The sequence below is a fragment of the Thalassoroseus sp. genome (assembly GCF_984380535.1).
The window spans coordinates 255792-279224 of the sequence record NZ_CFHRBF010000005.1 but is presented as its reverse complement, the minus strand read 5'-3'; the positions used below and the strand labels follow the sequence as shown (position 1 = coordinate 279224).

Below are 23433 nucleotides of genomic sequence, written 5' to 3'. Positions count from 1 at the left end.
CGTCCGTTGATTCTCCGAAAAGTCGTTGAATTCTGGATGAGAACCGAATAGACGGCCTCTCGTCTCGCTAGAATATGTACGGGAATGTCGCGAACCGTACTGTTCGGTATGGCTTGGATTGTTGACATGACGGAAAACGAGGCGACCAAATCACGCGGTCCGTCAACGGCCAAACAGTTTTGGGAAGTTGTCACTCAGAATCAATTGCTCCCTGAGGCCGAAATTGACGCCTGGGCGGAGCGGGTCGACACATTCACATGTATGGAGGAATTGGCCGAGGCGTTGATTCAATCCAAAACGCTTACCCTGTTTCAAAGCCGGATGATCTTGCGGGGCAAGGCGAAATCTCTGTGGATTGGTCGCTATGTCGTTCAAGATAAAATCGGCGCTGGGGGAATGGGGCAGGTCTACAAAGCATATCATCATCGAATGAATCGCGAGGCGGCGATCAAACTGCTTCCTCCGGAGATGGTTTCCGACCAAAGCGCCATTCAACGATTTCACCGGGAAGCGCAAGCGGCGGCCAGGCTCTCACATCCGAATATCGTGATGACCTACGATGCCGGTGAAATGCGTGGCGTGCACTATCTCGTCATGGAATTCATTGACGGTGTGGACTTCTCGAAGTTGGTGAAAACTCGCGGCCCAATGCCTGTGAGCAAAGCTATCACCTACATCCTGCAAGCTGCGGAGGGGCTCCAATATGCCCACGAAAAAGGGATTATTCATCGAGATATTAAACCACACAACATACTCTTGGGGCTGCGCGGGACGGTGAAAATTCTGGATATGGGGTTGGCCCGCTTCGATGAAACTGCTGGGGAAGATTCCCTGACGGAAACCGGCACGATCATGGGTACGCTGGATTACATGTCTCCCGAGCAAGCACTCGACACTCGCGATGTCGATGCGCGAACCGATATCTACAGCTTGGGTTGCACGTTGTTTTTCCTGCTCGGAGGACGACCGCCGTTCCATGCGGATACGGCAATGAAGAAGCTCCTCGCCCACCGCGAAAGCCCGATTCCCTCTCTTCGTGATGCAAACAAGACGGTCTCCGCGGCATTGGATTCGGTCTTCCAGATCATGATGGCCAAGAGACCCGACGACCGATTTTCTTCAATGGAAGACGTCATCACTGGCCTGAGGAATTGCCATCCCGATTCGTCGAGTGCAACCATCCCGGCTCCAACGCAAGACCCCAAGCTGAGTCAGTTTTTGCAGGGCTTGTCTTCGGAAGAATCGACGAAGCCCTCCAAGTCGGACACGCAACGCACTTCAAGTGACGCGGCTGCGGATGAGACAATTCCACTCTCTCAGCCGCTGCACCCCGTTCTTCCGGCAGCGACGGTCAGCCTCACTCAGCCGTTGGAGACGCCTCCGGAAAGCGGGCGTGTGCAACCTCCGGAGCCTACCCAAAAGCCCATAAAAAAACGACCGTGGGTGGGAATTTCACTCAGTGTTCTGGCGGTTCTATTCGTTGCGACGATCTTCTTCATCTTCCGGTACTCGTCCAAAGCCCCAATCAAGGAGAACGAACCCGAAACCGAGTCCGTCGCAGCAGTTCCTCAGTTGAAAAAGACCGTTCCCGACGAATCTCCCCAACCCATCGAACGCGAAGTCGCGGAGTGGACATTGCGACGCAACGCTCAGATTAGTCTGGTGATGGCCAAGTCCGGCGAACTTGTGTTTCCAAAATCTGTCGACGAATTACCCAAAGATGACTTCTTTGTGAATACCATCGATTTTCGAACCGCCCCGCGTTTAGCGGATGTCGACATGACGCAACTTGTCGGTTTAAAACGGATTCGAGTTCTGAACTTGAAATCAGACATTCACACATTGCATGGACCAATTTCCGATGTGGGAATTCGGTCCGTTGGTCATCTCACGACGCTTCGAGAATTGGACCTCTATGGTTCCGACATCACGGCGGACGGTTTGAAAGCGATTGCCAAACTCACCCAACTCACAGTACTGCTTCTCAATAATTGCGATATCCATGATGACGATCTGCGGCACTTAGCCCCGTTAACGAATTTGCAGCACCTAAATTTGACAGGGACATTCATTCATGGAAAGGGCTTGAAGCATTTGTCCGGCGCCTCGAAGTTATCGGTTTTGTCACTAACAGGCTATTTAGTCGACGATGAAATCGCGGAACCACTCGGACAATTCCCACGTTTGGTGCATTTAGACGTTGTTGATACACGGATCGGTCCGAAAACAATCTCCGCAATCTCCAAGTTGAAACATCTCGAGCGTCTTTCACTACCTACAACATCGAGAGTTCGACGCGAACAGTGGAAGCCCTTAGCGAATCTCTCCGCTTACAAACTGCGGATTGTCGATCTTGGGGAATCGGAGATCGGTGATGATGCGTTGGGTTGGCTGGCCACAGCGAGAAAACTCGAAACGTTGCATCTCTACAACACGCAGGTAACGGCATCAATTCTACCGACCCTCACCCAGATGAAAAATCTGAGGATTTTGGGTCTTAAATCTCCGCATATTAACCAGCAAGACATCGAACAGCTGAGTGAAGCCGATCCCACGCGGATCATCTATTCCGAATTTGGCGAATATGGCCCGTTTCGAAAAGAGACCGAGCGGGATCCTTCGGCAACACCGACCGAGTAGAAACGAAAAGAATTCAATTCAGCTTCGGTGCCCACGGTTCCGGGCCGTTCTTTTTGGCTCGCAGGAACTTCGCGTCTACTTCGCCATACCACTTGTGCAACCGTCGTCGCATGTCTCGCACGCGGTCTTTGTGCTCTTCGGCCACATCGGTTTGTTCGCCGATGTCGTCTTTCAGGTTATAGAGGTGAAGCCGGCCGTCTTCGTAACGCTCGATGAGTTTCCAATCGCCCATGCGAATCGCACCGCCGGGGAAGCCGCCTTGATTGGGGTAATGCGGGTAATGCCAGAAGATGGCTTCGCGATCGAGGTGCTTCTCCCCTTTCAACAGCGGCACCAAACTGACACCATCGAGATGACGTTTCGGTTGGAGCGGTAAGCCGAGCATGTCCAGAATTGTCGGATAGAAATCGGTACTCACAACCGGTTCATCGCATACACTGCCCGGCTTCGCGACGCCCGGCCAACGAATGATAAATGGTTCGCGGATGCCGCCTTCGTACACCCACCCCTTCCCGCCTCGCAACGGCAAGTTCGAAGTCGGTGAACCTTCCGACGTGCTCAAGCCGCCATTGTCCGACATGAAACACACTGCCGTCGAGTCGGTCAAACCTTGCTCGTCGAGTTCTTTCAACACTTTACCGACGGCCGCATCCATAGCTTCCACCATCGCCGCATACACAGCGTGTGCTTGTAACGTGCGGACTTTCCGTGGTTGCTTGGTCGGCCAAACTTGTTCCTCGGGAGCGAACGCTTCCTGATCGGTCAGCCCAAGCCGTTCAGCTTTCTTCTTGTACTTCTCGACCAAATCCGGTCGACCGATGAGCGGCGTGTGCACCGAGTAAAACGCCAAATAAGTGAGGAATGGTTCGTCCTTGTGCTCGCGGATAAACGCCGCCGTCTCGCTGGCCAGTCGGTCCGGCAAGTGCTCACCTTTCGGTCCGTCTTCAAGTCGTGGGTTGCCATAAGGCACGAAGTACTTGCCCGGCCCATACGGACCGCCACGTGAGAAACCACCTTTGTTGACGTCAAACCCCTGCTTCGTCGGCCAATACTCTTCGGTCGGCCCGAGGTGCCATTTCCCGGCGAAGAAGGTGTGATAGTCGTGCTCCTTCAGCGTCTCAGCAATCGTGACTTCATCGAGATCCATCTGGTCGTGCAGCGGAGCTGGTTCGAAGCGAGCGGCACGTTTACCAGAGAAGTAATTCGTGGCATCCACACGCGTCGGGTACTTCCCCGTCATGATGCTATACCGCGTCGGACTACACACCGGATTCGCGGCATAGCCATTCGTGAACCGCATGCCGCTGGCTGCTAAGCGGTCGATGTTCGGCGTTTCATAGAACGAATCAGGATTGTTCGCCCCGATGTCCATGTAACCGAGATCGTCGACCAGGAAGAACACCACGTTCCGCGTCTCCCCGGCAAACATGGGAGAAGAAGTTGCCACCAAACAGAGAGCAACAATCAGACACCAACTAATTCGAGCGCGCATGAGCATAATTCCAATCCGTTTCTAAAAAGACTCGCTCCACGATACACAAACCGGCATGTGGTTCCAAATCAACGCATTGCCTGCCAGTTTCGGCAACTTGTTGGCGAAATCCAACGCGCGCAAAGACAAACTTGTTGACGACCTGCAACCTGTGGCCTAGGTTTGTGCACCCTCTCGAACAGCAACCAGCAAAGATTGACACCACGGACGATACACCGGCGGACAGACCGCCTGGCTCGGATGTCGCACATACTCACGATTGACACCCCATGACTTGACTTGCCCGGTCGGACTGCCGACGGCAAGGCGACACCTTTTGAGAGATACAACATGAAACACGCCCAAGGTTCGCTGTTGGTCGTTGACGACGACCGTCATATTGTCGAAGCGATGGCTGATTATTTGCGGAGTCTCGGTCACCGCACTGAAACCGCCACCACCTGCGAAGACGCGATCAACCGCATGCGGGACTTCCGCTTCGAAGCCGTCATTTGCGACGTCAACCTGCCCGATGCCGACGGTTTCCACCTGCTCGAATGGGCCGTCAAAGAGCAACCGCAAACCGCGATTATTCTGCTCACCGGGTACGGCACCATCGAAAGTGCGGTCGAAGCCATCCGCCTCGGGGCATTCGATTACCTCACGAAACCCGTCATCGACGAGGAACTTCAACTCGCGATTCAACGGGCGATCGGTCAACGACGAATCGTCGAAGAAAACAAATCGCTGAAAGCTCAACTCGATCAGCGGTTCGGCATGAAGAACATCGTCGGGCACGATTACAAAATGCTCAAGATGTTCGACCTCATCGAAAGTGTGGCCGACACGAGAACAACGGTCTTGATCCTCGGCGAAAGCGGCACCGGCAAAACGATGACCGCCCGCGCAATCCATCAACAATCCGACCGTCGCGACAAACCCTTCGTGGAAGTTGCCTGCGGAGCGTTGCCGGAGAATCTTCTCGAAAGCGAACTCTTCGGCCACGTGCAAGGCGCATTTACCGGAGCCACACAGAACAAAGAGGGGAAATTCCTCGCGGCCGATGGGGGCACGCTGTTCCTCGACGAAATCGCCACGGCCCCGCCCAGCTTGCAGGTTAAACTTCTGCGGGTGCTGCAAGACAAAGAATTCGAACCAGTCGGCGGCAACAAGACACACAAAGTCGACGTGCGACTAGTCCTCGCGACCAACGGCGACCTGGAAGAAATGGTCAAAGCCGGCAAGTTCCGCGAAGACCTATACTACCGCATCAACGTGATTTCGATGGTCCAACCACCGCTGCGGGAACGAATCGGCGACATCCCCCTGCTCGCGGATTTCTACCTCAAACAATTCAACGAGCAAAACGGCAAACACGTACACGGGTTCGACCCCGCTGCCATTCGGCTCATGCAACAATATGACTGGCCCGGCAACGTCCGCGAGTTGGTCAATGTTGTCGAACGGGCGGTTGTACTGTCCAAGTCCGACGAAATCTCGATGAACGATTTGCCGGAGTCGATTCGCGGTCACCGCACGATCGAGCAAAACTTCGAACTGCCCAGCAATGGCAGCAGTCTCAAACGAGCAATGGCCGAACCGGAACGGCAACTTATCGTCGAAGCCCTGGAAGCAAACGGCTGGAATCGCCAGAACACCGCCCGCACCCTCGGCATCAACCGCACCACGCTCTACAAGAAAATGAAGAAGTACCAAATCGAATACGAACGCGAAAAACAACTGATTCAGTAACCGCATCGCTTTCGATGAACCCCACAGACCGCCGACCACAATCGGCGGTTTTTCTTTGCGCCGACTGACAACTCACGAGCTAACAAGCGGAACCGCCATTGATCCGTTGATATTCATGAGCTTATTATCAGGGCGTTCTCGACAATCCGTTGACGTCTGTCACTGCAGGAAATTGCATCGATTTAGCGTCGTGGGTGGCATACCCACGGTTTTACGTGGGCAAGATTAAACATTCAAACATCGCTGGCCCATGCCCACCCCAAACGGTGGGCATGCCACCCAAGTATGAACCGCATTGAATGTTACGTAATATTGTCTTTAATACATGCAACTTCCTGCACTGGCGTTTCGCCCGTGCGAACAACCCGACAGTTTTCGAGATCAAGCACGGCTTACATAGCCGTGGTATTCACGATCACGGACTGCTGATCCCGAGCGCCCCGCAAGGACTGGCCGGAACGCCCATGGAAAACGCGACCACTTCGTCGGAATTGACGACGCCCACCACACCGGAAGAACCCGGCAACAACAGCCGAAAGACCCGGCGACGATGGGTCTTACCAGCCATCTGTTTCGCGGTTATCGGTGGTGGAATCCTCACCGCCTGGGCGATGGGAATCGGCAGCGGAACGGCACCGGTCGTCGGCTACCGCGTCGTCAACGAATTCCCACACGATGCCAACGCCTTCACTCAAGGGTTAGTCATCACCGATGGAGTGCTCCTCGAGGGCACCGGACAATACGGCGAATCGACTCTGCGAGAAGTCGAACTCAAATCCGGCCGCGTGATCCGTCAACAACTGCTCTCGCCCCGCGTGTTCGGCGAAGGCATCACCGTGATGGGCGACCGTATCTACCAACTCACCTGGAAGAGCGGCATCTGTTTCGTCTACGACCGTACAACGATGACCCCCATCGATCGGTTTCGTTATCGCGGCCAAGGTTGGGGCATCACGCACGACGGCACACACCTTATCGTCAGCGATGGCGGAGACATTCTCGAATTCGTCGACCCGAAGTCCTTCAAAACCGTTCGCCGAATTCGCGTTGTCGATGGACGTCGACGCATCGACAATTTGAACGAACTCGAATACATCAACGGCGAAATCTGGGCCAACGTATGGCACTCCGACCACATCGCCCGCATCGACCCCGAAACCGGCACCGTGAAATCCTGGATCAACCTTACCGGCCTCTACCCCCGCCGCCCCCACCGCGAAGCCGTCCTCAACGGCATCGCCTGGGACGAACAATCCAAACGCCTATTCGTGACCGGAAAGAACTGGGGGAAGTTATTCGAGATCGAGGTCGGGACACCGCAATAAATGACGCCGCATATCGAATTCAAAAAAGTTTGGGAAGATAACGACGTCTACGAATTGGCAATGTCAGCTTGCGACGGGCGGTCGATATTTTGCACTAATCTCTATGCTGGCGTAATCGAACTACAAACGATCTCAAACGAACTCCGCCAATTTTCACCTGGGATATATGGTGGTCTATACGATCTGCGGATTGGTGAATTTGGCCCGGAATACGCATCTGGTGCGTTGATGGTTCGATTTGCTTTTGACCAAACTGGAAGTGGCAAGATATTCCTGACGGTATCTGTGGAATCTGAGTGGTTCGAAACACCACAGACTAAAGTCGCCTCGAACGCCAGACTCTACCTGAAGTCCGAAGCTATCCTCCTCGACCAATTTATCTCGGAATTTTCACAGCTTGCGAGTGGCAACGGGAAGATAGCTCAACTTGAAGGAATTTCGTACCCAGAGTTCTCATAGGAACATGTCGGCCGAATATTGCAGAATGAAGGGAGTGCTGGGACTTGTCTCAGCCAACATCAGATGATTGTCTCAACTACAGTCAGAATAATTCTACGGCAGTTCACGCATGAAGATGTCGATCCCATGATGGCCGTCTTTGGGGATGCGGAAGTCATGCGGTTTGGTTGTGGGCCACAGTCGGTCGAGTGGGTCCGTGCTCGGATCGAGCAACTGATCGATTACTACGCTCAACGAGGGTTCGGGCATTGGGCGGTTGAGTTGAAAGATTCCCATCAGGTCATCGGCTTTTGTGGTCTCGCGCGATTTGAGGACATCAACGGTGGTCCGGAGATTGAAGTCGGCTATCGACTAGCAAAAGCCTACTGGGGACTCGGGTATGCAACCGAAGCAGCTACCGCGGTTCGTGACCTTGCCTTCGGGCAACTAAACATCGAACGACTGATCGCATTGGTCGATCCACAGAATCATCGATCGATTCGCGTCGCAGAAAAACTCGGCATGACACATACCGATGATGTCACGCTCCCCGGTTACTCGCATGCCGATCGCGTTTACTCACTGACGCGTCAACAGTTCGGCGCTCAATAGTGACTAACATCACGTTCGAATGAGACGCAAGTTTCGATAGTCTAAGAACTGCTCTAAGACTCTTTCTGTATCCAGTTGATCGAGCATACTAGCACGCTCGGATGACATCACCGATTGATAGATGCTAAGCAAGTTCAGCCCCGATGCCCGAAGCCCGTACGCCGTTCGCACACGATCGGCGTTGATCTCAACAAGCGGGTTCACGCCTTTGATCTCAAAGCTTTCGATCAAAGCTGCATGACGATGCTGAAACTCGTCGCGGGCGGTATGGTTCTCACGCAGGTGGTCAATCACTTGCGATTGCAGGACTTCATCGAGATCGCCAAAGTCAATCCAACCGTCACGTACATGGGAATCCAGCGCAGTTTGAATTTCAGCCGGACTGGGAGTTTGTCGTTCATAGGCTGCGGCTAAGTCGGATACAGTCTCCTGAAACAGTCGTTCGTAACTCTTGAAATCAAACCAATCCACTTTAACATCGCAGCTTTCATAGAGTGACGGATATTCCAGACCTTGATCTTTGAAGTCTGCCGTCACCGCTGGCAAGTTTCGCCCAAGTAAAGACCGATCCACTAGCCAAGACTCTAAAAACACCATCCCGAACCCCTCAGCGACACTCGTTGTAAGAATCGCGTCGGCAGCAGCCATATTGTCGGCAAAGGTTAGTCCGTGGTCGTCACCCGCTCCGAACACGCAGGGCAACGCATGTTCTTGAGCATAGTTCCGCCAGGTGTCGTAGAACTTTTTCTCAGCAGGATTGAGTGGCGTCAGTGTAATGCCTAGTTTGATGGCATGCTCACGAAGTACTTCAGACCATAGTACAAACTCGCCGACATTCTTTCGCCGAATCCCGCGAACCGGATATAATACATAAGTTTCCGAACTATCAACGCCTAGTTTTTGCTGGAGTTGTTCACGAGCCGTCTGTCGATTACTAGTTGGAACATCATCGACTGGGTTGGGCAGAAAGTGCAGTTGCTCACTTGGCACGCCTGCCGTTTGCAAGATGGTACGGTCGCGTCGGTTCAATAGGGCATAGTGGACATGCCCTGCGATCGGGTAGGCCGATTGCTCAAAGACACTCCGGCCCAACGTGTGTACGAGGTGGCGATAGTTTGCCGAGCGAAAGTCTTCCGCAAAATCATGGGGCTGCAAAAGACAAGCAAAGCCCTCACGAATCAGCGAGCAAATCGCCGGCAACAACTCGGCATTTTTGCCCAGCGAATGATTGTGGATGTGCAGTAGCGTGTTGCTAGCATCAAACCCATAGTGACTAAGTCCTCTTTGAATCGAACTTAGTACCGATACCTTTGCTTGAGTGCGTTCGGCGTCGTATTCCAATGCTGGAATCACATGCAGATCTAAGTCAATGTGTTTGAGTCGGGTCGCTAGATCCCTGGGCCAACCGTCATCACGTCCGCCATGAAAGACAACAACACGCCAACGCTGTTGTCCATCGAGGATGGAATCCAAGGCTAGCAAGTGACTAGCAATCACTCGTGTCACGCCGCCGCGATTGAGATGATAGTGCAGAATCGCTAGATTCATTTTCGTTGCACTCACTCAGACTCGGCTTGGACCGACTGATGGAATTTTTCGAGGTATGCTGCAATCTCAACCATTGGTGGGCGTTCGAACTCTTCGATCTTGTATTCGGCCTGTTCAAACTTGCCTTGGTCGACTTTGGGCTGTCGCATGATGTCAGCCAACTCATAGGGGAATTGTGCCCGTTCCCGCGCGGTCAAACGATTGAAGAATGCCCGCAAAATACCAAATGCCATCCGCCCGAGTGCGACTGTTTCTTGATTACGATGCACACGGGTATCGAGGTCGGTTTGAGCAAACGCTGCAAGCCCGTGCTTCTCATAGATATCAATCAGCATCGCCGTTTCCACACCATAGCCGACGGGAAACGGGATCTGCTCTAAGATACTTCTTCGACCTGCATATTCGCCGGAGAGCGGTTGAATGATCGGTGTGAGTTCCGGGTAGAACAAACTAAACAGCGGCCGGACTAAGATCTCGGTCACGCGTCCGCCACCCGTCGGGCGAATGCCTTGAGAGAAGGCGAGCGGCCGATCATAGAATGCCTTGACGTACTGGACTTCGGGCTCTTTGATGAGCGGGCCGATCAAACCGTAAACGAACCGCGGGTGAATATTGTTAATGTCGGAATCGACATACACAATGATATCACCCTTGAGTAGATACAATGCCTTCCAAAGGTTTTCGCCTTTGCCGCGTCGATTGCCTAGTTCGGGAAGACAGTCCTCGGCGAGATACACATCGGCCCCGAAACTCGCAGCGATTTCGCGGGTGCCGTCGGTACTGCCAGAGTCGATGACGGCGATCTCATCAATGAGTGGATAGCGATCATACAGTTCGCTTTTGAGCAGAATGATCTCCTTGCCGACGGTTTTCGCTTCATTCAGCGTTGGCAGACACAATGAGATTGTAAGTCCCTGTCGTTGTTTCTCCTCGACAAGCCAACGCAAGTTCCAGAAGTTAGAGTGATGATAGGTGCGGTCTTGGAGCCATTGTTCAGGAGTCATGATTGGCTAGGGGCTGGGATTTAGGGAATAGGATTTAGAGGCTAGAAGCGCGGGGTTACGATTCTGATAGTTACAGACGAGCCGGTTTCCGATTGGTGGTCAAGCCGGTTCCTCGGTGATGCCACGATCGATAGCTAGCAGCACGCCGACTATCTGAGCGACGCCTCGAAGGATTGGCTCAATGTTCACATGGTCGGGTTTCTTACGGTTCTTTTCGCCGGTGGTGATGCCAAGGGTGACGGCGGGAATACCACGGGCGATGAACTCCGAAAGTTCCGACGGGCTATGACCTTGATCGGGCGAAATACCAAGCGCTTCCATCACTTCAATTGTGGATTTTACAAGCGGGTGCGAGAAGCCGATTCCCCCGGCACGACGTCGGAAGAAACTATCGAGTTTCGCGTCCACTGCGTTGCGGGCAGCGACTTCTGCAACGATTTCCTGAATCTGCGTTTCAATGCGATCGATGCGGGCGTCGTCGTGACTATTCACTTCGAAACCAAGCTCTGCATGATCGGGTTCCACATCATAACTTACACCCGCGCGAACACGATTGATACTAATATGCGTAAATGGTCGCTGTGGTACTTCAATCGCTAGGATGCGATTCATAATGTGATTTAATACCGCAACGGCACTTTGTGAGCCATAACTGCGGGACTGATAGTTTCCTTCGAGTCTCACATCGCAATCAATTCGTCCACGGAGTGTCCCGATCGAGAAATAGTTCAAACGCCCGAGTTGTACTCCTTCAATGCAAATGCCGGCATCAACCGGGTGCACCATATTTTCTAAGTGAAACCGCAAGCCGCTATCGTGGCTGCGGTCGAGCGAATTCACCGTACCAAGTAACGAAATGTTCGAATCAAACTTCAAGCCGAGATGATCAAGACAGTTCGGCAACATTGAGATAACGGTCGCACCGGTGGCGTTGTCACTGATTCCGGGACCGATCAGGCGGTCTGCCGTCACCTCGACGTTGTGATCGATGTTGCTCGGGACAATCGTATCGAGATGCGCGACCAACATGATGGTTCGGTCGCCCACACGACCTGGAAGAAAACCGGCAGCGTTCCCCTTCTCATCTTGACCGGCTTCCGGCACCCCTGCCTCGACGAACCGGTTCAAAATATGTTCGACCCGCCGAATCTCCTCGCCAGTGGGAGAGGGAATTTGACTCAGCAATACCAATTCCGCCAGGATTTCCTCCCGCAACGGGGCCAATGCGTCGGGAATCTCAGCAGTTAACATGGGAACGTCGGCAATTTCAGACATGGCGTTTTTTCATTGGTGGCGAAATTCGGGTCCTCTGATTGTACGCTCGGATGGCACCGATGTCGAACCGCTCCCGCTACGTGGTTCGTCAAATTGGAATGGATACCGTACACTGGAAATTCTTGAACTGACTTCCCGAACTCGGACGATCGGCATGCGAATGAGTTGCCATCCGATTCGATGCAAAAACCGTGGAGAGAAATCAATGAGTGCTCGACGATGGATCTTGGCTTTCCTGCTGGTCCCATTCTTGGTCCGTTTTGCTGAGCCTCTTGCCGCCGCTGAGAAAGCCAGTTCGACGGATGATTTTCCGCCCGTGTACAACAGCCCGGCGGAAGCGAATTTCTCACCCATGCCGGCCAAAGAAGCAGCTGCCTCGATGCAACTTCCTGAAGGTTTTCGTGCGACCGTTTTCGCAGCCGAACCCGAGGTGCAAAACCCAATCGCGATGGCGTTCGACAAACGCGGACGAATGTGGATTGCCGAAAACTATACCTACTCCGACCGCACTCAGCGGTTCGACCTTTCGCTCCGCGATCGTGTCGTCATCTTTGAAGACACCGACGACGATGGCCAAGCCGACAGCCGAAAGGTGTTCACCGACGACGTACAAATGTTGACCAGCGTGGAAACCGGTCGTGGTGGCGTGTGGCTGATGTGCCCGCCCGCGTTGCTGTTTATTCCCGATGCCAATGGCGACGACGTTCCCGATGGCCCGCCGCAGGTTGTGCTGGACGGGTTCGAAGTCGCGGAAAGCAATTATCACAACTTCGCGAACGGTTTGCGTTGGGGACCAGACGGTTGGTTGTACGGTCGCTGCGGGCATTCGTGTCCTGGTCGAATTGGTTTGCCCGGCACGCCGGAGGATAAACGTGTGCCGCTTGATGGCGGAATGTGGCGGTATCATCCGGATCGCCAAGTCGTGGAGGTTCTCTGTCATGGCACAACGAATCCGTGGGGACACGATTGGGACGAAAACGGCGAGCTGTTTTTCATCAATACGGTGATCGGGCACTTGTGGCATTCGATTCCCGGGTGTCACTTCAAAGAGTCGTTCGGGGAAAGTCTCAATCCCGGCGTTTACGAACGCATGGATATGATCGCCGACCATTACCACTTCGACACCAACGGAAGTTGGACCGCCAGCAGAGACGGAAAGGCCAACGATTACGGCGGCGGACACGCTCACATCGGTATGCTGATTTATCAAGGACACCAATGGCCAGAGCGGTATCGTGGCAAACTGTTCACAATCAACATGCACGGCTTACGGGCAAATGTGGAACGGTTGGACCGCACGCCAACCGGTTACGTCGGACGACATGAACCGGATTTCTTCATTGCGAAGGACCCGTTCTTCCGTGGCTTGGATTTGCAAACCGGGCCGGACGGAAGTGTGTTCGTAATCGACTGGAGTGATACCGGGGAATGTCACGACCATACCGGCGTGCATCGACTCAGCGGTCGCATCTTCAAGATTGATTACGGTTCCGAACGGGTCCACAAGCCGATCGTCAAACCGGCGTGCCTGGCAGGTGTCGGTCCGCTGCCGCAACTCTGGCGACAATACCAAGCCGGTCGCACAACACCGGAACAATTGCGAACATTGGCTAGTGATCCGAACGAGCATGTCCGTGTGTGGGCCATTCGATTGTTGACCGACTTCTGGCCGTTGGATTGGGTCACCGGACCCAACCCGCAGGCGGTTTATCCGGACGACCCAACTACCCGCGAGTTGCTGGTGACGATGGCACGTGAGGATTCTTCCGGTTTGGTGCATCGACAACTCGCATCGACTTTGCAACGACTACCGGTGGAACATCGGTCCGAGTTGGCGATCGAACTCGTCAAACGTACGGAACATGCAAAGGATCACGATCTCGCATTATTGACTTGGTACGGATTGATTCCCTTGGGAGATGCGGAACCGGCTGACTTGGTGAAGATCGCCCGGCAATCACAATGGCCGACGCTCACCTATTCAATTGCTCGCAATCTTGCGTCGCAAATTCCATCCAACCCGAAATCATTGAACCAATTGCTGGGCGATGCGGCGAAACTTGATGCGAATTCGCAGTCGCAGATTCTCCAAGGCATGCAGGATGCGTTTCGCGGGTGGCGGAAAGCGGAACAGCCGACAAACTGGGATCAATTTGCATCATTGCCAACGATTCAAAAGTCGGCGGACGCCGTGCGGGAACTCGGTGTGCTGTTCGGAGATGGCCGAGCATTCACGGAACTTCGTCAGATCGCGAGCGATTCCCAAGTGGAGATGAAAACGCGACACAGCGCATTACAAGCCCTCATTGATGCCCGCGCGGATGGGTTGCGAAAACTGTGCGAATCGTTGATTCGAGTTCGCGGACTCAATGCCACCGCATTGAAAGGATTGGCGTTGTTCGAAGACCCCGCGGTTGCCGTGTTGCTCTCGCGGGAGTATCACCGATTCCATCCAGACGATCGCCCCGCAGTCATCGAAACGCTGGTGGCCCGTCCGCTATCGGCTTCCATCTTGCTCGATGAACTCGCGTTAGGACGAAGCCGTGTGCCGTTGTCGGACATCTCCGCCTCGCACGCTCGGCAAATTCAGAGTCACAATGACCCAACACTCGTCGCGAAGCTTTCGCAGGTTTGGGGCGAACTGCGGGAATCGTCTGAGGAAAAACTCCTGCTGATCGCGAAACTCAAAGATGAACTCACCCCTGAACGTCTGGCGTCTGCGGATTTGTCGGGCGGTCGCGCACTCTTCGCCAAGACATGCAGCGGTTGTCATCGACTCTATGGTGAGGGTCAGAAGATTGGCCCCGATCTCACCGGTGCCCAGCGATCGAGTTTGGATTACCTGCTCAGTAATGTGATCGATCCCAGTGCGGTCGTCGGGAAGGATTACCGCATGTCGATTGTATTGCTGGCGGATGGACGTGTTCTCAACGGTTTGGTGGTTTCGCAGAACGAACAAATCCTCACTCTGCGGACCGCAACGGAACAACTCACCCTTCAGAAACGCGACATCGAAGCCATCAAGCAATCCACGAAATCCGCCATGCCCGACGGTCTCTTCCAGAACTTGAAACCTGACCAGATTCGCGACCTCGTCGGTTATTTGATACACCCGGTGCAAGTGCCGCTACCGGACCAACACGATCACGAATGAAATCGATCGAAACTCGTTCACAGTTCGACTGCGGAGCGGAATTTCCGACCAACGACTCACGCAACAAGAATCCCTGCAATGCAGGCGGTCATACAGCAGGCGATCGCTCCCCCGAGCATCGCCTTGAGACCGAGTCGTGCCAGATCTTTTTGCCGACTTGGAGCCATCTCACCAATGCCGCCGATCTGCACGCCAACCGATGCGAAATTGGAAAAACCGCTGAGCGCGTAAATCATGATTGTGTAACTGCGTGGATTCAGTGCCGCTTCCGACTCGGGTTTCATCCATTCGGCGAGTCGTTCGTACGCGATGAACTCGTTCGCCACGACTTTCAGCCCAAGCAACTCTCCGGCTTTCAGACAGTCTTCCGCCGCTATTCCCATCACCCAGGCCAGCGGTGCACAGGCATAACCAAGCAACTTGGAAAACGACCACGCTGCTGCCCCGGTGAAACCGAATAGCGAACCAACTCCGCCGAGCAAAGCGTTCGCCATCTCGATCAAGGCGATAAACGCAATCAACATGGCTGCAATATTGAGCGCCAACTTCATCCCGGCGTTCGCACCAATCGCGGCCGATTCAATCGGATTGCTACCCTCGGATTGGTAATCAACTTCCACCGTCCCGGCAGTTTCCGATTCTTCCGTTTCCGGTTGAATAATCTTAGCAATCACCAGTGCAGCGGGCGCGGAGATTACCGAGGCGGTCAGCAAATGTGTGGCATCGATTCCTATGCCGACGTAGGCCGCCAACACCCCGCCGGAGACCGTCGCAAACCCGCCAACCATCAGCGAATGCAATTCGGAATCCGTCATTCTCGGAATATACGGACGAACAACCAGCGGGGCTTCGGTTTGACCGACGAAGATATTCGCAGCAGCGGCCAGACTTTCCGCGCCAGATGTTCTCAGCGTCCACCGCATCACTTTGCTGACGCCAACGACGATCCACTGCACCACACCGAAGTAGTATAAAACTTCCATCAGCGAGGACACCACAATCACAGTCGGCAACACGCCGAATGCGAAACTACTCAGTAGCGCTGCCGGATCGGGACCGGTTTTCGAATCGCCGGGGTGCAAACCGAACACGAACCGGGCACCATCGTTGACGAAACTTAGAATCTGACGGAAGGCTGCCCCAAGTTCCGAGAAAATCCATTGCCCAGGTGTGGTCCAAAGAATCAAAATCGCAAGAACCAGTTGCAAGATCAGCCCGCTGACGACGAGTCGCCACTGAATCGAATCTCGCTTGGAACTCATAAGCCATGCGATCGAAATCAGGACGAACAGCCCCAACCCACTGATAAATTGCAACATATCGGACCTTCGCCGTCAGGTGCTTCGCTCATCCGTGACGGGGCGGCAAAACGGTTTTGAAAATTCTGAAGGATGCGGAAAAGACTTGGCCTTTCCAACCCCACAGAACAAAACCGCCACGAACAAACGTCAATTGTGCTAAGTATTGAAGGTGCGATCCCCGGCGTCTCCCAGTCCCGGGACGATAAACTTTTGAGCGTTCAGTTCGGGATCGACCGCGGCACAGTAAACGCGGACATCAGGAGCGGCCTCCGTCAGGGCATCCACTCCCGACTGCGAAGCGATCAGTGAGACCAACCGAATCGAGGGTACGCCCCAACTCTGTAACACAGTGATCGTGTGTAAGGCCGACCCGCCGGTGGCGAGCATCGGGTCTAAAATATAGGCCAACGAAACAGGGTTCTCGTCCGGCAACTTATTGTAATAAGCGACAGGGCGAGCGGTTTCCTCGTCGCGATACAGCCCCAAATGCCACACTTCGGCGGTCGGAAGGAGATTCCAGAATGGATCGACCATCCCCAACCCCGCTCGCAGAATCGGCACCAAACCGATGCGTCCAGACAACCGTTGCCCGGTCATCTCCGTCAATGGCGTTTGGACGGAAGCGGGCTTCGTCGGCAAATCGGCGGTCGCTTCGAATGCCAAGAGTGTCGTCAAACGCGCGACGAGAATGCGGAACTGCTCTGGATCGGTATGCTGATCCCGCAACGCACTCAGGTGATGTGCCACTACCGGATGATTGATGATCGAAACGTTCGACATGACAGCGAGCAGAATTCCCGGATTCAAGCCGACTCATCCGAAGCCAAGGCTGTCTTCGGACCTGTAAATACCATGCGAGAAAGTATGTCCCGACGAAACGCTCGACGCAAGCGGGTGACCAAAACCCACCGGTTCATCGTATTCATTGTAGACACAGAAACCGTCATCGAAGCTAGGAATGATACGACGTCGCTGTGGTGCCAATCGTCAGAATCGAAGCCTCAAGAATTCGCCAGGATTTCAAAAGTTCATTACAAGGACTTCATGATTTCGGCTTAACGTTTCCCGCATTCAATGAGTGAATTCGCCGTCTCATGACTGTGAGGATACGGTCATTTCCACCAAGCCGTTGCCCGTGCCTTTGTTTCCAATTCTACCCGGCGAACCTGCGCCGTTCACACCCGGCGACGTAACCGCCGGTTCCGAATTTGAACTGCAAACCACTGTGCAGGGACACGCCCACACAGTCGACCTTCCTCAGGTCGTTCGCGAATCGAACTTCTTTACGAACTTGAAACGCCAGTTTGAAGCCGGCGAAACATCGCATTCATCACTGCAGCGTATTGAAGACGTTTTCAACAACCCTTCCCAACAGAACTGGCCCAATAGCTGGGTGCGACTATCGATTGAAAGGCTCAGCAACGACGCACTGCGTGTGTTGGACCGTGACCTCCTGCAAGACAAGTCATTCCCCGAACGCGGTGTGCGCTCGGATGTCTCCCGATTCTTCCGAGATGACCAAACGGGCAAAAAACAACTTCGCATCCCAGTCAGTTATCTGCTGAAACTCGCACTAGCGGATGTCATGAGTTGCCCGCCAATCCTAGACGATTCAATCCGCCAAACTGGAAACCGACTTCAACAGTGTTATTTGAGTGACAATGTCTCTCCAGAGATCCTTTCCTATTACGTTTCCGCACCAACTGTTAATCAACGACTTGGAAAACTAGTCGCTGGGGAAGCGGGTTTGCGTTACCTCCTGACTCAGCTCCTCGTTTCATGGAGCAATGGACCCCTAGGGCTTCGTGAATCAGGACAGGAGGTCGTTGTATATTGTTCTGCACGGCCACCAGTCCTTCAACAACGGTTTAGTGAATGCCTCCCCGATTCCTTCTATCGAGAACTTTTCACCAGTCCATGTCTTTCCGGCTGGGACATTGGCGAAGAGAAACAACAATACATGCGGTCGTGTCATGAGATACTTAGCCGCAGCCGGATGCACGCAATCACGAAACTTCGACATACAGGTGTGATCCACACCGACTTAGTTGTCTTACCAAACCTCTGCGACGCGAGTCTAGCGAACAACGGCGTGCACGTGACGCTCGGAAGCCGTATGCTCGGCGAGTACTTCAGTGGCCAACGCCAAACCGACGAGAAACGAATCGGCGACTTGACAACGAAAATCGTCGAGCATTTCCTGCCACTCTTTGTCGGAACTTATAGTGCAGCACCCTACCGCATCGATTTCAAGAACTTTCATGCGGAGAAAGTACTCGGGTTTCTGCCTCATCAACTTCACACCACCCATTTGCGAATGTTCTGGCGGCGGTGGAAAAAGAAAGCGCGGAACCGCTTCTTTCGAAAGAGTCTTTCCCCCAGCGGCTTTGGATGGCTTGATCGATTACTTGCAAAAACACTGAGACTGCACGGCGATTATGTCCCCGACTTTCGCCTGCTTGACTACTTCGTCAGCCCGCTAAGTACCCACGAAAGCCCTGCACTTTCCGGCAAGATCAATAACACCGAACAACTTAAGATCGACCTTGCAGAAATGGGAATCTATGATACCCGGCTGCCACTATATTCACTGTTTCGCCAACGGCTAGTCAACACCGTCGGCTATTCAGGATTCGAAGGACGCCACTACAGTCTATTTCCCTCATGGCAGAAAGATTTTGCGCAAGCGGTCGAACTCCAAGCCCTCGTGACAACATTCGCGATACGTAAAGCTCTCACCGGTCAACTTACACACGATGACATTCCTGATGACCCGTTCGAAGAGAGTGAACGTCGGCAATTCATGTTCGCTTCAGCCGCCGACGTTCCGACCGTCTACGTGAGAACTCGGACAAAGAATCAATTTCTTCGCCAAGTTTTATCACACACAACCAAGACACGACTAAGCCGTCGTTACCCGGGCTACTATCGTGTGCTAGTTGAGGAGTATCGATACGCACTTATTCAAGTTCTAAAGGCAGAAGTGACACACAATACCGAATCAGACTTTTCGGACGCTCTACTACAAGATCTCTTCGGTCGATTGCAGAATCCTCAGCAAGAAGGGGCAGCCGGCCGGTTGGCTCAGCGTATCCTGGCATCATCTTCAAATCGATCGAACCCCATGCAAGTTGCTGGAGAGCAATTCAACGAAGCTGCAGATACCTATTCACGCCAACAACTACGCCTTGATCATACACGCGAGTCTTATGACATGTTGATCGACTTTTGGACACACTCCACCAATCTCGATCCGAACGTCCGTCGGCAACTTGGCCTCATCGGGTTGGGAGTCTCTGGCCCCACACGTTTTCTACACCGCCTGCGTCGAAAAGTTGTCGAAGAGAACTGTAAACGAGAAGACTTACTGACTCTCATCCGTCTCGTCGCGATCACGATTGATCAAAGCCAATCCAGCCTTCAGAACACCACCGATCGCTCGCTGAAAACCAGCAAACACCAGACCTCCAAGCCTGCGAGTTTCCATGCGACATCAATACATTGACCGTGAAACCGGTGAAGTTCGCTCGGAGAAACTTTACCACGACCGAATGGTTCGGATGCTGTATTCACGCGACCGTGAAAGACCGACTGTGATGTGTCGCGCTCTTGCGTCTCGCCGCATGACGAGGTTGCTAGGCTTCCTGAACTATCAGTTTCAAGTGGGTTCATATCTGACCGGTAGCCGACGCTTTGGCAGAGAACTCGGCGTTGATACTAGCGAATGTGTAGAGACTGTTCAGAAGTTAAACACAGCGAGAAAGTGGTTTCAACGACAGATTCGCTACTGGGAAACCCGACCCCTGCCTGTCGAGGACAACGCTGTCGTTTCGCCGGCAGATGCCCGTACGCTAGTCGGTTCATTCGCAAATGGCTCACCGATCCAGATCAAAGAAAAGTTCTTCAGTCTCCGAGAACTACTAGGCGATCGTACCCCGGACTGGTATCGGTATTTCGAGAACGGCGATTTCGCAATCTTTCGTTTGACTCCCGACAAATACCACTATAACCACACGCCGGTATCCGGGATCATTCGAGACATCTATGCCGTTGACGGCACCTACCATTCATGCAACCCGTCGGCAGTCGTGTCGATCGTGACGCCGTATTCTAAGAACAAACGCGTCGTCACGATTATTGATACCGACGTCCCTGAAGGCAGCAGGGTTGGTCTCGTCGCTATGATTGAAGTCGTCGCTTTAATGATTGGTGGCATCAAACAATGTTATTCGACCGAGCGTTACAACCAACCTCAAGACGTCACAAAAGGTCTCTTTGTCCGCCGCGGGCAGCCTAAAAGTCTTTACGAGCCGGGTAGCAGCACTGATGTTCTGTTATTCGAACGAGACCGCGTTCAGTTCGCGACAGATCTCGTCAGGAACATGTCTCGCCCGTTGGAAAGTCGTTTTAGTCACGGCTTCGGACAACCCCTTGTGGAAACCGACGTGCGTGTGCGATCTTTAATTGCAACGTCGCGTCGCCATACCATCAGTGACTATGAAATCGATACGGTTTCCTCATTGAGTACTCAGCCATTGAATATTAGGATGCGATAGAATGAGTGCTGCATACGAGCCTTGGATTTTTGTCCTAACGCTTACGATATTTCTCAGTCTTCTATTCCTATGGGCCTTCCGAGTTCTTCCCCGCGAGAACTGGCAAATTATGGCTTGCCTTCCTCGGCATCGAGATGAGTCGGGCATGTGGATCGGACTCAACCTGACTTGGTATGGCTTCTTCAATGCCTGTGCTTATGCTCTCAGCGTGACCCTACTGATAGTCTTGCTATCGTCCGTGCAGATTCCAGTTGCAGCGAGTGCAGCGGTCATCACAACAATCCTAGTCATCTGTGTGCCGGCATCACGATTACTTGCTTGGCTGATTGATGGCAAACGCTATAACTTCACAATTGGCGGAGCGACATTTATTGGAGTGTTAGTTGCCCCGCTTGCAATTCACTTTATGCCCAATGTTATTGAAATGCCGGACCGATCAATCAAAACTTGGCTTGCTGCGATTGTGATTGCCTATGCATTTGGTGAAGGCGTGGGAAGACTAGCATGCGTCAGTTACGGATGCTGCTACGGGAAATCCCTCGCGGATTCGCCGAAATGGATCAGCCAACTGTTCGAGCGACGCCATTTTCGTTTCCTAGGGGAAACCAAGAAGGCTAGCTACGAAGGGCAACTAATGGATGTTCCACTGATTCCCATTCAAGCCATAACTTGCATTGTCTTATCACTGATCGGAATGATTGGAATCGCTCTATTTCTCCACGGATACGATGCACTTGCGTTGGCATTCGTCACGATTGGTAGTCAACTCTGGCGATTTGGATCGGAATTTCTCCGAAAAGATCATCGCGGTCCCGGGCGTATCAGCATCTATCAGCTAATGACCCCACTCTCAATCGCAATCCTACTAATCATCGCGTTCTTGCCATCGAGTGAGAACCATGTTTCTCGCGAAATCGGGCCTGGAATCCAAGTGCTATGGAGACCCGAGGTGATTCTTGGAATTCAAGTATTATGGATTGCAATTTTTGTGTTCACAGGTCGCAGCCAAGTCACCGGCTCACGGCTTGCGTTTCATGTTCATCAAGAACATGTCTGACGTAAACGTTGTACCGGATTTACGATCGATCCCCGACTGGTAAAACCGTCTTCTTGACATCAGAGAACGCACTTATTACTCGTCCGACGGCAATGGCAGCGTGTCGGTTTCCGATTAGAAAGCGTTGGGCTGGTCCATGACTGCCCTCGGCGAGCGCACCAGCAATATAGAGACCTAATGCCTCAGTCTCAAAATTCTTCGACAGGCGAGGCATACCGTTCTCACAGCCGATCCGTTTTTTCAATCCTTCGTCAAGAAATGGTAGACGTTTGGCATCGAGACGGTAACCGGTGCAGCAGATCACACTGTCGAACCCTTGACCAAGTACATCACTGTAGATCTCAGAGCCTTTCACTACCCAATCTAAAGAGTTGACATCAGCCTGTACGCGGGTCACGTCGTCTGCATAGACACTAGATCGTAAGTCGGGTGTCATTGTCGAACCGATGAATACTCGTTTTGCAGCCCGACGCAGTATTCGTGGAAAATAGCAGGCCTTATTCGATGCGCGTAATACAAACTGAAAGACTGGCCGAGGAAGATTTAAGGGGTCGAGATGGAAAATCGGTTCCGAACGATGGACCCAGGTCGTCGTATTCTGCTTGCTGAGTCTCTCTAGCGTTTCGCCGGCGGACTGACCACTCCCCACAACGCAAATTCGACAGTCTTTGAGATCTGCATACTCATCGACCGCCCAAGCATGCACAACGCGAGGCGACTGCAAATTTGCAAGTGATTCCGGCAGTCTTGCGAACGCACCGATCCCCGTTGCAACGACGACTCGTGTGGCCGAAAAGAACTCGCCGCAGTTCGTCTCGATGTAAAATCCATCGTTAGCAGAGCGAACTTTGACCACCTCTGCAGATTCGATCTCAAATGTCAATCGATTCTCGACGAATGATAGGTAGTCCCGAAAGACCCCAACTGGTAAACGACCCTGATGCGATGCAATCTCAGCTCGATCTTCAGGACGGTCTGCAAGAAACTCTTGGAGCGAGAAGCGTCCGTCGGATGTATAGATTTCGCTAGCTTGCAAATCGGAACGGAGATAGACACCGGATAACGTGTGGTCTCGCCACAGTTGAAAGGGTCTTCCGAAAATACGGAAGCGGATCCCGTGCCGTTGCAACTCACAGGCAATCGCGATCCCATAAGGACCTGCACCGAGTATCGCAACCGGAACATCAGAAACTGAAGTCGTTATCGAACTCACGTTGATCAATCGCGAAGTAGAGTAGATGGATTACTACCATTGCGATTGACGGTTTACATGAAGTCTTTGAAGAAAGCATGAGCAAAT

16 protein-coding genes are annotated in these 23433 nt (G+C 53.1%); 9 read left to right on the top strand and 7 right to left on the bottom strand.

Annotated features, from left to right (window positions below; genetic code table 11):
- The first annotated feature begins 84 nt into the window (after positions 1–84).
- Positions 85–2640 carry a protein kinase domain-containing protein gene (locus tag AC5DDB_RS08760; protein WP_491739331.1) on the top strand — a complete coding sequence of 852 codons (2556 nt, stop codon included), beginning with the start codon at positions 85–87 and terminating at the stop codon, positions 2638–2640.
- Between the two features lie 13 nt (positions 2641–2653).
- Here the strand turns inward: AC5DDB_RS08760 and AC5DDB_RS08755 are convergent, their stop codons facing one another.
- A complete protein-coding gene (locus AC5DDB_RS08755; RefSeq protein WP_491739330.1) occupies positions 2654–4138 on the bottom strand; it encodes a sulfatase in 1485 nt (494 codons plus the stop codon).
- Between the two features lie 324 nt (positions 4139–4462).
- Here AC5DDB_RS08755 and AC5DDB_RS08750 point away from each other — a divergent pair, with 324 nt between their 5' ends.
- From AC5DDB_RS08750 to AC5DDB_RS08735, 4 genes are all read left to right on the top strand, one after another.
- Positions 4463–5863: a sigma-54-dependent transcriptional regulator gene (locus AC5DDB_RS08750; RefSeq protein WP_491739329.1), complete on the top strand. Its 1401-nt coding sequence runs from the start codon at positions 4463–4465 to the stop codon at positions 5861–5863.
- Positions 5864–6162: 299 nt separating this feature from the next.
- Complete coding sequence (locus AC5DDB_RS08745; protein ID WP_491739328.1) at positions 6163–7188, top strand: glutaminyl-peptide cyclotransferase; 1026 nt, start codon at positions 6163–6165, stop codon at positions 7186–7188.
- Positions 7189–7647: a hypothetical protein gene (locus tag AC5DDB_RS08740; RefSeq protein ID WP_491739327.1), complete on the top strand. Its 459-nt coding sequence runs from the start codon at positions 7189–7191 to the stop codon at positions 7645–7647. It abuts the gene before it with no gap.
- 63 nt (positions 7648–7710) lie between these two features.
- Positions 7711–8238 carry a GNAT family N-acetyltransferase gene (locus AC5DDB_RS08735; protein ID WP_491739326.1) on the top strand — a complete coding sequence of 176 codons (528 nt, stop codon included), beginning with the start codon at positions 7711–7713 and terminating at the stop codon, positions 8236–8238.
- 9 nt (positions 8239–8247) lie between these two features.
- On the opposite strand, the gene AC5DDB_RS08730 is transcribed toward AC5DDB_RS08735, so the two are convergent.
- The 3 genes from AC5DDB_RS08730 to AC5DDB_RS08720 form a co-directional block, all read right to left on the bottom strand.
- Positions 8248–9786, bottom strand: coding sequence for a glycosyltransferase family protein (locus AC5DDB_RS08730; RefSeq protein WP_491739325.1), 1539 nt, complete (start codon positions 9784–9786; stop codon positions 8248–8250).
- 11 nt (positions 9787–9797) lie between these two features.
- A complete protein-coding gene (locus AC5DDB_RS08725; RefSeq protein WP_491739324.1) occupies positions 9798–10790 on the bottom strand; it encodes a glucosyl-3-phosphoglycerate synthase in 993 nt (330 codons plus the stop codon).
- A 99-nt stretch (positions 10791–10889) separates the two neighbouring features.
- Positions 10890–12065, bottom strand: a complete 1176-nt coding sequence (locus AC5DDB_RS08720; protein WP_491739323.1) for a zinc-binding metallopeptidase family protein — start codon at positions 12063–12065, stop codon at positions 10890–10892.
- A 205-nt stretch (positions 12066–12270) separates the two neighbouring features.
- On the opposite strand from AC5DDB_RS08720, the gene AC5DDB_RS08715 reads away from it, so the two are divergent.
- Entirely contained in the window at positions 12271–15219 is a 2949-nt protein-coding gene (locus AC5DDB_RS08715) for a PVC-type heme-binding CxxCH protein (protein ID WP_491739322.1), read from the top strand.
- A gap of 56 nt (positions 15220–15275) precedes the next feature.
- Here the strand turns inward: AC5DDB_RS08715 and AC5DDB_RS08710 are convergent, their stop codons facing one another.
- Together AC5DDB_RS08710 and upp are read right to left on the bottom strand one after the other, a co-directional pair.
- Positions 15276–16538, bottom strand: a complete 1263-nt coding sequence (locus AC5DDB_RS08710) for a NupC/NupG family nucleoside CNT transporter (RefSeq protein ID WP_491739321.1) — start codon at positions 16536–16538, stop codon at positions 15276–15278.
- Between the two features lie 138 nt (positions 16539–16676).
- Entirely contained in the window at positions 16677–17300 is a 624-nt protein-coding gene (gene upp, locus AC5DDB_RS08705; RefSeq protein ID WP_491739429.1) for a uracil phosphoribosyltransferase, read from the bottom strand.
- 355 nt (positions 17301–17655) lie between these two features.
- Here upp and AC5DDB_RS08700 point away from each other — a divergent pair, with 355 nt between their 5' ends.
- From AC5DDB_RS08700 to AC5DDB_RS08690, 3 genes are read left to right on the top strand one after another with little or no spacing between them, the layout of a single operon-like run.
- Positions 17656–20025: a hypothetical protein gene (locus tag AC5DDB_RS08700; protein ID WP_491739320.1), complete on the top strand. Its 2370-nt coding sequence runs from the start codon at positions 17656–17658 to the stop codon at positions 20023–20025.
- A complete protein-coding gene (locus AC5DDB_RS08695; protein ID WP_491739319.1) occupies positions 20006–21076 on the top strand; it encodes a phosphatidylserine decarboxylase in 1071 nt (356 codons plus the stop codon). The genes AC5DDB_RS08700 and AC5DDB_RS08695 overlap by 20 nt, the downstream gene beginning before the upstream one ends.
- Position 21077: 1 nt before the next feature.
- Complete coding sequence (locus AC5DDB_RS08690) at positions 21078–22133, top strand: prolipoprotein diacylglyceryl transferase family protein (RefSeq protein WP_491739318.1); 1056 nt, start codon at positions 21078–21080, stop codon at positions 22131–22133.
- 19 nt (positions 22134–22152) lie between these two features.
- On the opposite strand, the gene AC5DDB_RS08685 is transcribed toward AC5DDB_RS08690, so the two are convergent.
- On the bottom strand, positions 22153–23346 hold the full coding sequence (locus AC5DDB_RS08685) for an NAD(P)-binding domain-containing protein (protein WP_491739317.1): 1194 nt from the start codon (positions 23344–23346) through the stop codon (positions 22153–22155).
- Between the last annotated feature and the right edge of the window lie 87 nt (positions 23347–23433).